The organism is Archangium gephyra, assembly GCF_049060025.1.
GTDB lineage: Bacteria > Myxococcota > Myxococcia > Myxococcales > Myxococcaceae > Archangium > Archangium gephyra_A.
In genome coordinates this window covers 9,618,067-9,632,809 of the sequence record NZ_JBMEQQ010000002.1, presented here as the reverse complement: position 1 = coordinate 9,632,809, position 14,743 = coordinate 9,618,067, and the positions used below count along the sequence as shown (strand labels likewise).

Genomic DNA, 14,743 nt, shown 5'->3' with positions numbered 1-14,743 from the left:
ACGCGGCGCGTAGGTGGAGGTCCCTGATTGTTCAAGGCGAGACGGCGAGCAGGCCCCCGGGGCAGGACTCCGGATTCCGGGCTAGGCTCGGTTCACGACCATGGTGGAAGTCATCAGGAGGGGCACATGACTCGGTGGATGAAAGCCGTAGCGGTGGTGGCGCTGGGCACGGTGGGCTGCACGCAGCAGCAGAAGCAGCCGGCGAGCACCGCGCGCGCGGAGCTGAAGATGGTGAGCGGCTCCGCGATGGAGATCATCCCGAAGGAGGGGCAGCACCCCTACTGCATGCTCTTCACGGTGTCGGAGAAGGGCATCATCCGGCAGCTCACGATGACGCGCGAGAACCGGTCGATCAAATGCGACGCCGGCAAGCGCATCTACAACTCGAGCTTCCGGGTGCCGGTGGAGGAGGGAAAGGTCCGGGCGTACATCATCTTCTCGGACCAGCGCATCCAGGCGGGCTCGGTGGCGCAGCAACTCTATGACCTGAGGGACAAGCCGCGGTTGACGGCGATGGACTTCCGGCTGCCGGGCTCGGTGTCGGTGGAGATGCTGGAGTTCACGCCGCAGCCGGGAGGCGAGCCGGTGACGGGAGCGGTGGTGGGCACCACGGACCTCGCCGAGGGAGGCCAGGCCGAAGGGAGCCAGACCGAGGAGGCCGAGGTGGAGGATCCGGGGCAGGACCTGGCGCCGCCGCAGGTGACGCCGCCGCCGAACGGAGGCGGGAGCGGCCCGGCGACGGCCACGGACGCCGTGAAGTAACGTCCCCTCTCCCTCAACTTCCCCTCTCCCTCCGGGAGAGGGACGGGGTGAGGGTGCCTGGGCCCGTCCTCCCCACTGCGACAAGGAGGGGGGCCCAGCGATCCGCTAGAACGACTCGCGGATCATCGCGAGCAGCTCCTCCTGGGTGCACGGGCGCGGGTTGCCGCGGTGCGAGGCATCCACGAAGGCCTTCTCGGAGATGCGGACCAGGTCCTTCTCCTGCACGCCCGCGTCACGCAACCGCAAGGGAATGCCGACGGTGGCGTTCAGCTTGCGCACCCGCTCGATGGCATTGCCCGCGAGCACCTCTTCACGCGAGTTCGAGGTATCGCCCATGGCCACGGCCACGCGGGCCAGGCGCGCGGTGGTGACGGGGCGGTTGAACTCCATGACCACGGGCAGGACGATGGCGTTGGCCAGACCGTGGTGCACACCGGAGATGGGCGTGAGGGCGTGCGCCAGCGCGTGGCAGGCGCCGAGCCCCTTCTGGAAGGCCATGGCACCCTCCATGGCGGCCACCATCATGTCGGTGCGGGCCACCAGGTCGCGGCCCTGCTCCACGGCCTTGGGCAGCGAGCGGGCCACGCGGGCAATGCCGTCGATGGCCACGGCGTCCGCGAGCGGGTGGAAGCCGTTGGACAGGTAGGCCTCCAGACAGTGCGTGAAGGCATCCATGCCCGTGGCGGCGGTGGGCCCGGGAGGCAGACCGAGCGTCAGCTCGGGGTCGCAGATGGCGGCCCTGGGCATGAGGAACGGGCTGAAGATGACCGTCTTGCGCCCGGTGTCCGAGAGCGTCGCCACGCCCGAGCGGCTCACCTCCGAGCCCGTGCCCGCCGTCGTCGGAATGGCGATCAGCGGAGGCATGTTGTCGCGCACGTACTGGTCCCCGCCCGTCGCGTCGTCGTAGCGCGACAGCGGAGGCTCGTGCGTGGTGAGCACCTGCACCAGCTTCGCCGCGTCCAGCGGGCTGCCGCCGCCAATCGCGATGATGCCGTCGCACTTGTTGGCCCGGTAGGCCTCCAGGCCCGCGAAGGCATCGCGCTCGGTGGGGTCCGGCTTCACCTCCTCGAAGGTGGCGAAGCCCACGCCAGCCCCCTGGAGCACGTCATACAGACGCTGGGCCAGTCCGGCCTTCACCACGCCCGCGTCCGTCACCACCAGGGGGCGCTTCATGTTCAGCCGCGCCACCTGCGCGGGGAGCCGCTGCAGGGCACCGGCCCCGAGGACGATCTTCGTGGGCCAGGACAGCTCGGTGATGCGCGGCTCGTTCGGCATGTCGAACGGTTTCATCGGTATCTCCTAAATGAGTTCCATGTAGCGCTCGAGCTCCCAGTTCGTGACGGCGCGCTCGTAGCGCCGCGCCTCCCAGTCACGCGTGCGCACGTAGTGGTCCACGAACTCGTCGCCCAGAATCTGCCGGGCCCGCTTCGACTCCTTCAGGAGCGTCACGGCCTCCCGCAGCGAGCGCGGCAGCATCGGCGCCTCGGCCGAGTACCCGTTGCCCGCGCACGGCTCGGGGGGCTCCACCTCGTTCTCGATGCCCCACAGGCCGGCGGCGAGGCTCACCGCCATGCCGATGTACGCGTTCATGTCCGCGGCCGTCTGGCGGTACTCCAGGCGCATGGACTTGGGGCTGTCACCGATGACACGCACCGCCGTGGTGCGGTTCTCCTTGCCCCACGTGGCCGACACGGGCGCCCACGTGTTCTCCACGCTGCGCTTGTACGTGTTCACCGTGGGCCAGTAGAGCGCGGTGAGCTCCGGCATCAGCTCCATCAAGCCGCCGATGTAGTGCCGCATCGTCGTGCTCATGCCGTCGCGGGACTCGGGGTCGTGGAAGACGTTCTCGTGGCTCTTGAGCGACCACAGCGACTGGTGGATGTGGCCCGAGCACCCCGGCAGCTTCTCGTCCACCTTGGCCATGAAGCAGGCGGTGAGCCCGTGGCGCGAGCAGATCTCCTTCACCACCGTCTTGAAGAGCGCCGCCTTGTCCGCGGCCTTCTCCAGGTCGTCGTAGCGGATGGCCGCCTCGAAGACACCCGGGCCCGTCTCGGTGTGGAAGCCTTCCAGCTCCAGCCCGAAGTCGCGGCACCCGTCCATGATGGCGTGCACCAGCGGCGCGTTGAGCGACGTGCGCAGCCACGAGTAGCCGAACATGCCCGGCGTGAGCGGCGTCAGGCGCTCGTACCCCTTCTCCTTCAGCGACTGCGGCGTCTCCTTGAAGATGAAGAACTCGTACTCGGCGCCGAACTTCGGCTGGTAGCCCATCTCCTTCGCCCGCGCGTTGATCTTCTGCAGGAGCTGGCGCGGGCTCGGCTCGAAGGGCGAGCCGTCCGGGTTGACGAAGTCCAGGAGGAAGGCGGCGGTGTCCGGCTCCCACGGGATGATGCGGCCGGTGGACATGTCCACCTTGGCCTGTCCGTCCGGGTAGCCCGTGTGCCAGCCCGTCACCCGCGTGTTGTCGAGCAGCTCGTCGGTGATGTCCCAGCCGAACACCACGTCACAGAAGCCGAGCCCGCCCTTGCACGCGGAGAGGAACTTCTCCACGGACACGTACTTGCCGCGCCAGACGCCGTCGATGTCCACTCCGCCGATCTTCACCTGGCGGACGCCGTTCTCCTCGATCCACTTCTGCAGCACGTCCATGTCGGACGGCTCACGCAAGGGCCTGACATTGCCGCGATCCTTGTCCTTGGAGCGCGCGCGCCTGCCCGCGGGCTGCGGCAGGGTGATGACCTTCGCCTTGGAACGGTTCGCCATTGGCCTCTTCCCTCTCCTTCGCCCGACGCCCATGACCGCGCCCGGCCTTTCCTCAAATCTCCGAAGGCAGCGTCGTCCACACTGCCTTCGTCTGGAGGTAACCCTCCAGGGCGTGATGGGACAGGTCGCTGCCCCAGCCGGACTCCTGCCGAAGGGTTCCGCCCTGCCCGGGGTCCACATGCTGGCCCTCGATGCGCAGCTTGAGCGCCGGAAGCTGGGGAGAGAGCGAGCAAGCGTCGGTCATGAAAATTCCTCGGGAGCCCGGGCGCGCACCGGCGGCACGTGCGGGCGTCAACAGGAAGCGGCAGCCGAAGCTAGGGACCGCCGTACAGGGCGGCAACCCGGCCCACCGAGAGGCGAGATGAAGAACGTTCTGCTTTTGAAAACTGGGGACGCGGCCCACGCCGTGAAGCTGAGCGTCGGTGATTACGAGCACTGGTTCGTCGAGTCGCTGGGGCGCGGAGGCTGCCAGTTCGACATCCTCCCTGTGCACCGGGGCGCCCGGTTACCGGACGACGCCTCGGGCTACGACGCGGTGATGATGACGGGCTCGCCAGCGTCGGTGACACAGTTGGAGCCATGGATGGAGCGCTCCGCGGAGTTCATGGTGAACGCGGCGGCCCACGGCATCCCGGTGCTCGGGGTGTGCTTCGGGCACCAGTTGCTCGCGTATGCCCACGGGGCGCGTGTGGTGCGCAACACCCACGGGCGGGAGATCGGCACCGTGGAGGTCGCACTGAGCGACGCGGGCCGCGAGGACCCGCTCTTCCACGGATTGTCCGAGCGCATCACCGTCCAGGCCACCCATGAAGACATCGTCGAGCACCCGCCGGAGGGGGCGACGGTGCTCGCGGGCAATGCGAACACGGCGGTGCAGGCGCTCGCCTTCGGGCCCCTCATCCGGGGCGTGCAGTTCCACCCGGAGGTCCACCCGGCGGCCATGCGGGCACTGATTCTCGCCCGCGCGGAGAAGTTGGAGGTCGAAGCAACCCACCGGGGCCACCCGCCCGGCGAGCGGGTGAACCGGCTGCTGGCGGGGATTGCTCCCTCGCCCGCCGGGCAGCGAATCCTGCGGAACTTCGTGGAGCGGTTCACCTGAGGGCGGGGCTGGGGTAGGTAGAGGGTATGGCCTCGCGCTGGGACTACCTCTTCGAGACGAAGCCCGTCCCCCTCATCGACCACATGCTGGAGGAGGTGGCGAAGCTGCTCGCCAAGGACCTCCAGCAATGGCCGCCGCCCGTCCAGGAGGTAGACCTGGACGTGGGGGGCCAGTTCGCGACGCTCTTCACCGAGCCGCCCCCGCGCCCCGCCCGCGCCGTCTATGACGAGGCGCTCCGGCTCTCGCGCTGGGAGCTGGCCCGGGAGCTGGAGGCGTACGACGACTACATGCGCAACAAGCGCTACCTGGAGCGGGGGCTGGCCCCCACCGACCGGCTGGTGCTGCTATTCCTGAACCGGTGGTTGGTGGACCACATGCTGGGCCTGGGTGAGGCCACGGAGGGGCGCGTCAACCGGCGGCTGATGTTGCAGTGTCTCGACCGCCTGGAAGCTCGCTTGAGGATGGTTCAGACGCCCTTCTCTTGAGACCCGCCCTTCCCTCTGCGATAAGCCGCTCATGCTGCAGCCCCACGAGCTCAATCTCCCGGCGGAACAACGCCGCAAGCGCCTCTACATCCTGGCGGGACTGTGGCTGACCGTCGTGGCGGTGCTGGTCCTCTTCCACTCGGTGCTGCTGCCCTTCGCGAGCGCCGCGTTGATCGCCTACCTGGTGCACCCGCTGGTGACGCGCCTCACGCTCGTCCAGGTGCGCGGGCGGAACATCCCCCGCTGGGTGGCCATCCTGCTCATCTACGCCCTGTTCTTCCTGGTGGCGTACATCTTCTTCGTCACCATGGTGCCGCAGCTCTACCGGGAGCTGGCGCGCATCAGCCGGGACGGGATTGCCTTCCTCAATTCGCTCACGCCCGAGCGCGTGCACGTGCTGGCCGACCGCGCCGAGGACTGGCTGCGGGCCAATGGGATTCCGCTGGCCATCGCCACGCCCGAGGACATCCGCACGGGCGTGACCAGCACGGGCCTGTCGGTGAACCTGGAGAAGACGATCCAGGACACGGCCATGAGCCTGTCGGCCTTGGGGCGCGAGCACCTGGGCGACATCGTCACGGTGTCGCGCAACATCATCACGTCGGTGGTGGCCGGCGTGTTCATGCTGTTCTTCATGCTGATGGTGGCGGCGTTCTTCTCCATCGATGCGCAGGCCATCGTGCGCTACTTCACGAGCCTGGTGCCGGCGGAGTACGCTGCGGACGCGAACCTGCTGCTCGAGCGCATCGACCGCTCGCTGTCCGGCGTGGTGCGTGGGCAGGTGACCATCTGCGTGGTCAACGGCATCCTGACGGGGATCGGGCTGGTGCTGTTCGGGGTGAAGTTCGCGTTCCTGCTGGCCACGATCGCCACGGTCTTCAGCCTCATTCCCATCTTCGGCACCATCCTGAGCTCGGTGCCCATCGTGCTGATCGCACTGGCGGACGGCTTCCAGAAGGGGTTCGCCATCCTGCTGTGGATCATCGGCATCCACGCACTGGAGGCGTACTTCCTGAACCCGAAGATCATGGGCTCGGCGGCGCGCATCCACCCGGTCATCGTGGCCTTCAGCCTGATTGCCGGGGAGAAGATGTTCGGGCTGGTGGGCGCGCTCTTCGCGGTGCCCGTGGCCTCCATCGTGGTGGCCTGCTTCGACTACGCCCGCGTCAAGGCGCAGCCCAAGCTGGGTGAGGTGCACCTCGAGCCGCCGAAGTAACCGAGGGGTAGACCCTCACCCCGACCCTCTCCCAGAGGGAGAGGGAGGAGTGGCTCAGCCCTGGCAGGCGGCCTCGCAGCGCGAGTCCCGGCAGAAGACGTAGCAGCGCCCACAGTCGAGCCCATCCGCTGGGCAGTTGTTGGTGCACCGCACGTTGCTGCAGTCAGGCCCGTCCTGCACGTGGGTGGGGTTGGTCCCCAGCCCACAGCAGGCGTTCCCCGTGCAATCCGAGTCCTGGTAGCAGATGCGGTTGGACAACGGCGCCGGGTTGCCCAGCGAGTCCGGGTCGATCGGCTCGCACCCGGCCAGCAATCCGAGCACCGCCCCCAGGACGAGGGCGGACAGAGACACAGAGCGGGTGCGGCGCATAGGTCGACTCCCTACCGGTGCTACCGGTTCATCGAGCCGAGGAATTCGGCGTTCGAGGCCGTCGGACGCATGTGCTTGAGCACAAATTCCATCGCGTCGATCGGCGTGAACGGGTGCAGTACCTGACGGAGCGCCGTGATCCGGATGAGGTCCGACTGCGGCAGCAGCAGCTCCTCCTTGCGCGTACCGGACTTGTTGATGTCCAGCGTCGGGAAGATGCGCTTCTCCATCAGCTTGCGGTCCAGGACGATTTCCGAGTTACCGGTGCCCTTGAACTCCTCGAAGATGACCTCGTCCATGCGGCTGCCGGTGTCGATGAGCGCGGTGCCGATGATGGTGAGGCTGCCGCCCTCCTCGATGTTGCGCGCGGCGCCGAAGAAGCGCTTGGGCTTGTGCAGCGCGTTGGCGTCCACACCACCGGAGAGAATCTTGCCCGAGGCCGGCACCACCGTGTTGTAGGCGCGCGCCAGACGGGTGATGGAGTCCAGGAGGATGCACACGTCGTACTTCTGCTCGACCAGACGCTTGGCCTTGTCGATGACCATCTCCGCCACCTGCACGTGACGCGTGGCCGGCTCGTCGAAGGTGGAGCTCACCACCTCGCCGCGCACGTTGCGCTCCATGTCCGTCACTTCCTCGGGGCGCTCGTCCACCAGCAGGACGATCAGGTAGACGTCCGGGTGGTTGCGCGAGATGGCGTGCGCGATGTTCTGCAGCAGCACCGTCTTACCGGCCTTCGGCGGCGCGACGATCAGGCAGCGCTGGCCCAGGCCGATGGGGCAGAACATGTCGATGATGCGCGTCGTCATCTCCGAGCCCTCGTGCTCCAGCTTGAGCTTGCGGGTCGGATAGAGCGGCGTGAGGTTGTCGAAGAGGATGCGCTCGCGGGCCGCCTCGGACTGGGGGTCCGTGAAGTTGACCCGGTCCACCTTCTGCAGCGCGAAGAAGCGCTCGCCCTCGCGCGGCTGGCGGATGGGGCCCGTCACCGTGTCGCCCGGCCGCAGGTTGAAGCGGCGCACCTGCGACGGCGAGACGTAGATGTCGTCCGGGCTCGGCTGGTAGTCGCTGTCCGCGCTGCGCAGGAAGCCGAAGCCGTCGCTGAGCAGCTCCATCACGCCCTCGGCGTGCACCTCGAACTTCTTGTCCGCGATGCCCGACAGCAGCGAGAAGATGAGGTCCTGCTTCTTCAAGCCCTGGTAGCCCTCGACACCGAAGTCGTGGGCCATCTTCGCCAGGTCGGTGATCTTCATCCGCTTCAGGTCATTGAGCTTGATGACCTGCATGGGGGCGCCGTCGCGCGTCACCTCGGTGACCACGGGCGTCTCGGCCTGCTCGGGAGCGGAGGGCTGCGCGGAGGGCTCCTCCTCCTCGTGCACGGCGTGGGCGCGGACCTCCTGGTACTCCTCGTCCCGCAGGGGATGGGAGGGCATCGGCGTCAGCACCGGGCGCGGCGTCTCGGCGACCACGGGAGACTCGGTCTCGGTCTCGACGTCGTCTTCCCGGCGGCTCGCCGTCCGGCGGCGCGCCGGCTTCTCGGTGTCGTCCCGGTCGGCCGTCTTCGCCCGCGCCGTGCGGCGCTTGGGCTTCTCCTCGACTTCGACGGGAACCAGGAGCTTCTCTTTGGGGGAACGGGCTTTGGCCATGATGGGGGGATTGCTGCTGGCTGGCGCCCTGGGGTACGCGGTAGGCGAAACACCCTCAGAGCGGCACTCGGGCTCCCTTCTTGCCGGGACCTCGCGAGTGGTGGAACCTTGTGCTGGGAAGAGATGGGGCTTGGAGGTGGGACAACAACCCTCATGAGCCGCCGCAAGAGGTTATTGACCACCTCCGGAGCTGTCAAGGCATCCTCGCTTCCTGCCCAGTCAGGCAGCCGACGCCCCGAATTTTTTCAGTCCAGCCGCCGAGCCTTCATCCGTGAACTCCTCGAAGACCGCCGACGCCGCCCGAATCGAGCAACTCCGCCGCGAGCTCGCCCACCACAACCACCGTTACTACGTGCTCGACTCGCCGGAGATCAGCGACGCGGAATACGACCGGCTCATCCGGGAACTGCAGGAGCTGGAGGCGCGGCACCCGGACCTCATCACGGTGGACTCGCCGACCCAGCGGGTGGGCGGCGCCCCCGCCGAGAAGTTCGAGAAGGTGGTGCACCGCGCGCCGATGCTCTCGTTGGCCAACGTCTTCGGCGACGAAGAGCTTTCCGATTTCGACGAGCGGATCCGCCGCCAGACGGGCCTGGCGCAGGTCGCCTACGTGTGCGAGCCCAAGCTCGATGGCCTGGCCATCACCCTGCTCTACGAGCAGGGCCGCTTCGTCCGGGGCGCCACCCGCGGGGACGGCACCGAGGGCGAGGACGTCAGCGCCAACCTGCGCACCATCCGCAGCCTCCCCATGGAGCTGCTGCCCCAGGACGGGGTGAAGGTGCCCGGCTCGCTCGAGGTGCGCGGCGAGGTCTTCATCTCCAAGAAGGACTTCAAGAAGCTCAACGACGCGCGCGAGCAGGAGGGCGAGCCGCTCTTCGCCAACCCGCGCAACGCCGCCGCCGGCAGCCTGCGCCAGTTGGACCCGCGCATCACCGCCTCGCGCCCGCTCTCCGTCTACCTGTACGAGTGCGTGCCCGGTGAGGGCGTGCCCGCCTTCCGCTCGCACGCGGAGAAGCTCGAGTACCTCAAGTCGCTCGGGCTGCCGGTGAACCGGTACGTGCGCGCGCCGGGGGTGGAGGGGGTGCGCGAGCAGTACCGCGCCTCCGTCGAGGGCCGCCATGCCCTGCCCTTCGAGGTGGACGGCATGGTGGTGAAGGTGGACGAGGAGGATCTGCGCCTGCGGCTGGGGCAGGTCTCCAAGAGCCCGCGCTGGGCGGTGGCCTACAAGTTCCCGCCCGAGGAGGAGGCGACCCTGGTGGAGGACATCCAGGTGTACGTGGGCCGCACGGGCGCGCTCACGCCGGTGGCGCACCTCAAGCCGGTGAAGGTGGGCGGCGTCACCGTCAGCCGCGCCACCCTGCACAACGAGGACGAGCTGCGCCGCAAGGACGTGCGCAAGGGCGACACCGTCTTCATCCGCCGCGCCGGCGACGTCATCCCCGAAATCGTGAAGGTGGTGGAGTCCAAGCGCCCCGAGGGCACCCAGCCCTTCGTCTTCCCCACCGAGTGCCCCGTCTGCCACGCGGCCGCCATGCGGGATGACGAGGGCACCATCATCCGCTGCACCGGCGCCACCTGCCCCGCGCAGCTCGTGGAGAAGGTGCGCCACTTCGCCTCGCGCACCGCCATGGACGTGGACGGCCTGGGCGAGAAGCTGGCCGCGCAGCTCGTGGAGACGGGGCTGGTGAAGAGCTTCGCGGACCTCTACCACCTCACCAAGGGCCGGCTGCTGGAGCTTCGAGCGCATGGGCGAGAAGAGCGCCGACAACCTGCTCTCCAACATCGAGCGCTCCAAGCAGACCACCCAGGCCCGCTTCCTCTACGCGCTCGGCATCCGCCACGTGGGCGAGGCCACCGCCAAGACGCTCGCCGAGGCCTTCCCCGACGCGCGCCAGCTCTTCGAGGCCAGCCTGGAGGACATCTCCCGCGTCAAGGACGTGGGCCCCACCATGGCCCAGGTCATCTACTCCTTCTTCCGCGAGCCGCAGAACCGCGAGGCCATCGAGGCGCTGCTGGCCGCGGGCATCACTCCGGCCGCGCCCCGCGCCGTCCAGGGCGGCCTCTTCGCCGGCAAGACGGTGGTCCTCACCGGGGGCATGAGCGGGATGAGCCGCGACCAGGCCAAGGAGGAAATCGAACGCCGGGGGGGCAAGGTGTCGGGAAGTGTCTCGCGCAAGACTGACATGGTGGTGGCGGGCGAGGACGCCGGTAGCAAGCTGAAGAAGGCACAGGAACTCGGGGTAAGAATCCTGGACGAGCAGGCGTTCCTCCAGCTTTTGCAGTCCGACGCCAGAGGGTAGAAGGGCCGGCATCATGGACAGGCGGCGAGCAAGCCTCCGGATTCGAGGCAAGGTGCAAGGGGTGTTCTACAGGGAGAGCGCCCGCACCGAGGCCTTGCGGCTCGGACTGACGGGCCAGGTGCGCAACCTCCCGGACGGGTCCGTGGAGGCCGTTGTCGAGGGAGCACCCGAGGCCATCGAGGCGTTCGTCACCTGGTGCCACCGTGGCCCCGTCCAGGCCCGGGTGACGGACGTGGAGCGCGCCGATGAACCGGCGCGTGGGGAGTTCAGCACCTTCACCGTGGAGCGTAGCTCATGACTCCCTATGCGCTGGCTTCTCTGCCGGCCATGTTGGGCATCAAGTCCGGCAGCAAGGTTTCCGTCATCAATCCCCCCCGGGGCTTCGTCCAGCGGCTCAACCCGCTGCCCGAGGGGGTGGAGTTCCTCATCACCGCCCAGACGGGCCTGGACGTCATCCTCTTCTTCACCCAGGACGCGCACGAGCTGGTCCAGCGCCTGCCCGCCCTCTCGCGCGCCATGGCGCTCACCGGGGGCATCTGGGTGTGCTGGCCCAGCGGCGAGGGCATCAAGACGTCCCTCTCCGAGGACTTCATCCGCCAGGCCGCGCTCGACATCGGCATGGTGGACAACAAGATCTGCATCATCGACAGCACCTGGACGGGCCTGCGCCTGGTGCGCCGTCCCCGGGGCCGTCTGGACAAGCCGGACCACCGGAAGCGGGCCCCCACCGCCCAAGCCTAGGGAGCGGGCGAGCTGCCGGAAGTCCGACATTTTCCATGTCTCGCCTTTACAGGTCGTATCAGGCGTGAAAACCTTTTGTTGTTTTCGGGCCTTGGAACGTTCCACCAGGGGTGGGGCGTTTGGGGTCCAAGTGGATTCTTGATTTTTGAGACGGGTGCGTTCCCAGGAGACCAGGGGGCGCCGCTGCATCGGGTCTCTATCGCCCCCCCAAGGCGCCCGCGGATGGGCTCCGACCGGGTGTGGAAGGAAGAGGACGGTCGGTAGGCGTGCCAGGGAACTCCGGAACGCTCGATTGGAAGTAAGTCCCCGCCCGGCAGGGTGCCCGCGGGGCCACATGAACTCGGAGGAGCAGGTTCTGGACCCCTCAACCCTCACCCGCGCGGAGACAGCCGGAGCCCGGAGACACGGGCCGTCCTGCGTTCGCGCGCACCGAGGGCCTGGGGCCACCTCTCCCCTCGCAGCGCGCTCGGAAGCGGGAGACGCCGTCGCCTCCCGTCCGCCGGAGCTCACGCATCCGCGCGCGCGCCCAGGATTCATCAATGAGCAGCATCCTCGTCATCAACGCGGCGGGCCGGGAGACCCGCGTGGCCCTCGTCGAGACCGGCCACATCGCGGAATTCTACCTCGAGCGTAAGAAGGACAAGGGCATCGTCGGAAACATCTACAAGGGCCGCGTCGTCCGGGTACTCCCGGGCATGCAAGCGGCCTTCGTGGATATCGGGCTGGAGAAGGCGGCGTTCCTCTACGTCAGTGACGTGGTCTACGACCCGGACTTCGCACGCGCCCAGTTCGAGCTGACCGAAGGCGAGCACGACGACGCCCCGGAAGTGCCCGAGGAGTCCGAGGCCATGGCCGCCGAGGCCGCTCATGACTCGGGCGCCGAGGTGGACGCCGAGGTCCACGAGCACGCCGCCCCCGGTGGCGAGGCCCTCCCTGCCGTCGAGGAGCCCGAGCAGCGTCCGGAGGAGCAGCGTGCCGAGGCGCCCGCCGCCCAGACCGAGGCGCCCGCTGCCGTGGCCGCCCCGGCCGAGCCGGTGGCCGCAACTGCCCCCGCCGAGCCCGTGTCCACTGCCGCTCCGGCCGTGTCCGTGGCCGCTCCGGCCGAGCCCGTGTCCGTGGCCGCTCCCGCCGAGCCGGTGAGCGTCCCCGTGGCGCCGGTGGAGTCCGCGCCCGTGAGCGTGGAGGCCCAGACGGCCCCGGCCATTCCGGAGGCGGGTTCGTCGATGCACACCACCGAGGGCTCCGTGGCCCTGGCGCTGCCGCCCGAGCCGGCCACCGTCCCGAGCGAGCAGCAGGCCGCCGTGGCCCCCGCCGCTCCGGCCGAGGCCCCTGCCCCTGCTCAGCGTCCCGAGCCGGCCGCCGGTGAGCGCCGGGCTCCGCGTGAGAACCGCGAGGCGGCTCGCGAGGCCCGTGAGGCCCGCCGCGAGCAGAAGGATCGCGACCGCGAGAAGGACCGGGAGAAGGACAAGGCCCGCAAGCAGCGCGACGAGCAGCAGCGCAAGCGCGACGAGGAGAAGTCCAAGCCGCGCAAGACGGCGAAGATCGAGGAGCTGCTGAAGGTGGGCCAGGAGGTCGTGGTCCAGATCTCCAAGGATCCCATCGGCACCAAGGGTGCGCGCCTCACCTCGCACATCTCCATCCCGGGCCGCCACCTGGTGTTCATGCCCACGGTGGACCACGTGGGCATCAGCCGCCGCATCTCCAACGAGAAGGAGCGCAAGCGGCTGCGCGAAATCGTGGACCGGCTGCGTCCGCCCGGGACGGGCTTCATCGTGCGCACGGTGGCCGAGAACGTGCCGCAGGAGAAGCTCGAGACCGACATCCGCTTCCTCATCGAGGTGTGGAACCAGGTGGTGCGCCGCAACGAGAAGCGCGGTGGCCCCGGCCTGCTCCACCCCGACCTGGATCTCATCCTGCGCGCCACGCGCGACCTCTTCGCCCATGACGTGGAGAAGCTCGTCGTCGATGACCGCGAGGAGTACGAGCGCATCCTCGGCTTCGTGAACGCGCAGGACCCGGCCCTCAAGGACCGGGTGGTGCTCCACGAGTCGGACGAGCCCATCTTCGACGCCTACGGCATTGAGCACGAGCTGCAGCGCGCCACCCAGCGCAAGGTGTGGCTCAAGAGCGGCGGCTACCTCATCATCGACCAGGCCGAGGCGCTCACCGCCATCGACGTCAACTCGGGCCGCTACGTCGGCAAGAAGAGCCTCGAGGAGACGATCACCAAGATCAACGTCGAGGCGGCCAAGGAGATCGTCTACCAGCTCCGGCTGCGCAACATCGGCGGCATCATCATCTGCGACTTCATCGACATGGAGAAGCCGCAGAACCGGGACAAGGTCTTCAAGTCGCTGCAGGAGGCGCTGGGCCGGGACAAGGCCAAGACGAACGTGCTGCGCATCTCCGAGCTGGGCCTGGTGGAGATGACGCGCAAGCGCGTGCGTGAGTCCATCGGCCGCGTGCTGCACGAGGACTGCCCGTACTGCGACGGCAAGGGTTTCGTGAAGACGGCGACCACGGTGGCCTACGAGCTCTTCGGGGAGATCCGCCGCGAGGCGCCGGGCTACAAGGACCCCACGCTGGTCATCAACTGCAACGCCGAGGTGGCGCGGCTGCTCCAGGGCGAGGAGCGGCAGGAGCTGCGGCACCTGATGGACCGCTACAACAAGTCCATCCAGGTGAAGGCGCAGCAGAACTACCACCGCGAGCAGTACGACATCTACGGCCGCAGCGCGCAGGGCGGGGACCACAAGGTGGCCTCGTCACCGGGCTCGGGTGATGGCGAGCTGTCGATGCAGCGCCGGCCCGAGAGCGGCGGAGGCGAGCGGAGCGCACGCGAGGGTGGCCGCGACCGTGACCGGGGTGGTGGCCGCGACCGCAACGAGCGCGGTGGTGACAGGGGTGGTGGCCGCGACCGCAACGAGCGCGGTGAGCGCGGTGGTGACCGGAGTGGTGGCCGCGACCGCAATGAGCGCGGTGAGCGCGGTGGTGACAGGGGTGGTGGCCGCGACCGCGACCGCAACCGAGGCGAGCAGCAGCGCCGGCCCGAGCAGCGCGAGGGGCGTGGACAGCAGCAGCAGGCGCAGCAGGGCCAGGCAGGCGAGCAGCCGAAGTCATCCAACGGCGGCAACGAGTCCGGCGGCAACACCTGAGCCCGACCTCCCCTCTCCCTTCGGGAGAGGGACGGGGTGAGGGTGCCGGGCCCGCTGTGGAGCACCCACCGCGGGCCCCGAGCCCCCCTCCCCCTGGCCGAGCCGCCCCGGCATTGGCTAGCCTGGGCGTCCCCCGGATGCGGCCCTTCACCCCCCTCTTCGTCAAGCGACTGCGCACCAGCGCGTTTCAATGGGCCCGGCGCACCTGGGCTC

General features: G+C 68.7%; 12 protein-coding genes and 1 pseudogene. 8 read left to right on the top strand and 5 right to left on the bottom strand.

Annotation, left to right across the window (positions count from 1 at the left end; translation table 11 throughout):
• The first annotated feature begins 126 nt into the window (after window positions 1-126).
• Window positions 127-762 (top strand): hypothetical protein, encoded by a 636-nt coding sequence (locus tag ACN28I_RS42140; RefSeq protein WP_420947517.1) that lies wholly within the window; start codon window positions 127-129, stop codon window positions 760-762.
• 105 nt (window positions 763-867) lie between these two features.
• On the opposite strand, the gene ACN28I_RS42135 is transcribed toward ACN28I_RS42140, so the two are convergent.
• The 3 genes from ACN28I_RS42135 to ACN28I_RS42125 are packed head-to-tail and all read right to left on the bottom strand — an operon-like array spanning window position 868 to window position 3,766.
• A complete protein-coding gene (locus tag ACN28I_RS42135; protein ID WP_420947516.1) occupies window positions 868-2,052 on the bottom strand; it encodes an iron-containing alcohol dehydrogenase in 1,185 nt (394 codons plus the stop codon).
• Between the two features lie 9 nt (window positions 2,053-2,061).
• On the bottom strand, window positions 2,062-3,522 hold the full coding sequence (locus ACN28I_RS42130) for a glutamine synthetase family protein (protein ID WP_420947515.1): 1,461 nt from the start codon (window positions 3,520-3,522) through the stop codon (window positions 2,062-2,064).
• Between the two features lie 52 nt (window positions 3,523-3,574).
• Window positions 3,575-3,766 carry a hypothetical protein gene (locus ACN28I_RS42125; RefSeq protein ID WP_420947514.1) on the bottom strand — a complete coding sequence of 64 codons (192 nt, stop codon included), beginning with the start codon at window positions 3,764-3,766 and terminating at the stop codon, window positions 3,575-3,577.
• A 117-nt stretch (window positions 3,767-3,883) separates the two neighbouring features.
• On the opposite strand from ACN28I_RS42125, the gene ACN28I_RS42120 reads away from it, so the two are divergent.
• From ACN28I_RS42120 to ACN28I_RS42110, 3 genes are read left to right on the top strand one after another with little or no spacing between them, the layout of a single operon-like run.
• Window positions 3,884-4,621, top strand: coding sequence for a glutamine amidotransferase (locus tag ACN28I_RS42120; RefSeq protein WP_420947513.1), 738 nt, complete (start codon window positions 3,884-3,886; stop codon window positions 4,619-4,621).
• A 26-nt stretch (window positions 4,622-4,647) separates the two neighbouring features.
• Window positions 4,648-5,106 (top strand): hypothetical protein, encoded by a 459-nt coding sequence (locus ACN28I_RS42115; RefSeq protein ID WP_420947512.1) that lies wholly within the window; start codon window positions 4,648-4,650, stop codon window positions 5,104-5,106.
• Window positions 5,107-5,137: 31 nt separating this feature from the next.
• A complete protein-coding gene (locus ACN28I_RS42110; RefSeq protein WP_420947511.1) occupies window positions 5,138-6,322 on the top strand; it encodes an AI-2E family transporter in 1,185 nt (394 codons plus the stop codon).
• Window positions 6,323-6,376: 54 nt separating this feature from the next.
• On the opposite strand, the gene ACN28I_RS42105 is transcribed toward ACN28I_RS42110, so the two are convergent.
• Together ACN28I_RS42105 and rho are read right to left on the bottom strand one after the other, a co-directional pair.
• On the bottom strand, window positions 6,377-6,691 hold the full coding sequence (locus tag ACN28I_RS42105; RefSeq protein WP_420947510.1) for a hypothetical protein: 315 nt from the start codon (window positions 6,689-6,691) through the stop codon (window positions 6,377-6,379).
• Window positions 6,692-6,711: 20 nt separating this feature from the next.
• Window positions 6,712-8,334, bottom strand: coding sequence for a transcription termination factor Rho (gene rho, locus ACN28I_RS42100; RefSeq protein WP_420947509.1), 1,623 nt, complete (start codon window positions 8,332-8,334; stop codon window positions 6,712-6,714).
• Between the two features lie 271 nt (window positions 8,335-8,605).
• Between rho and ligA the strand changes: the two are divergent.
• From ligA to ACN28I_RS42080, 4 genes and pseudogenes are all read left to right on the top strand, one after another.
• Window positions 8,606-10,634: pseudogene (gene ligA / locus ACN28I_RS42095) on the top strand (NAD-dependent DNA ligase LigA).
• 13 nt (window positions 10,635-10,647) lie between these two features.
• Window positions 10,648-10,932, top strand: coding sequence for an acylphosphatase (locus tag ACN28I_RS42090; protein WP_420947508.1), 285 nt, complete (start codon window positions 10,648-10,650; stop codon window positions 10,930-10,932).
• Complete coding sequence (locus ACN28I_RS42085; RefSeq protein WP_420947507.1) at window positions 10,929-11,375, top strand: DUF3052 family protein; 447 nt, start codon at window positions 10,929-10,931, stop codon at window positions 11,373-11,375. The genes ACN28I_RS42090 and ACN28I_RS42085 overlap by 4 nt, the downstream gene beginning before the upstream one ends.
• Window positions 11,376-11,914: 539 nt before the next feature.
• A complete protein-coding gene (locus ACN28I_RS42080; RefSeq protein WP_420947506.1) occupies window positions 11,915-14,530 on the top strand; it encodes an Rne/Rng family ribonuclease in 2,616 nt (871 codons plus the stop codon).
• Window positions 14,531-14,743: the final 213 nt, after the last annotated feature.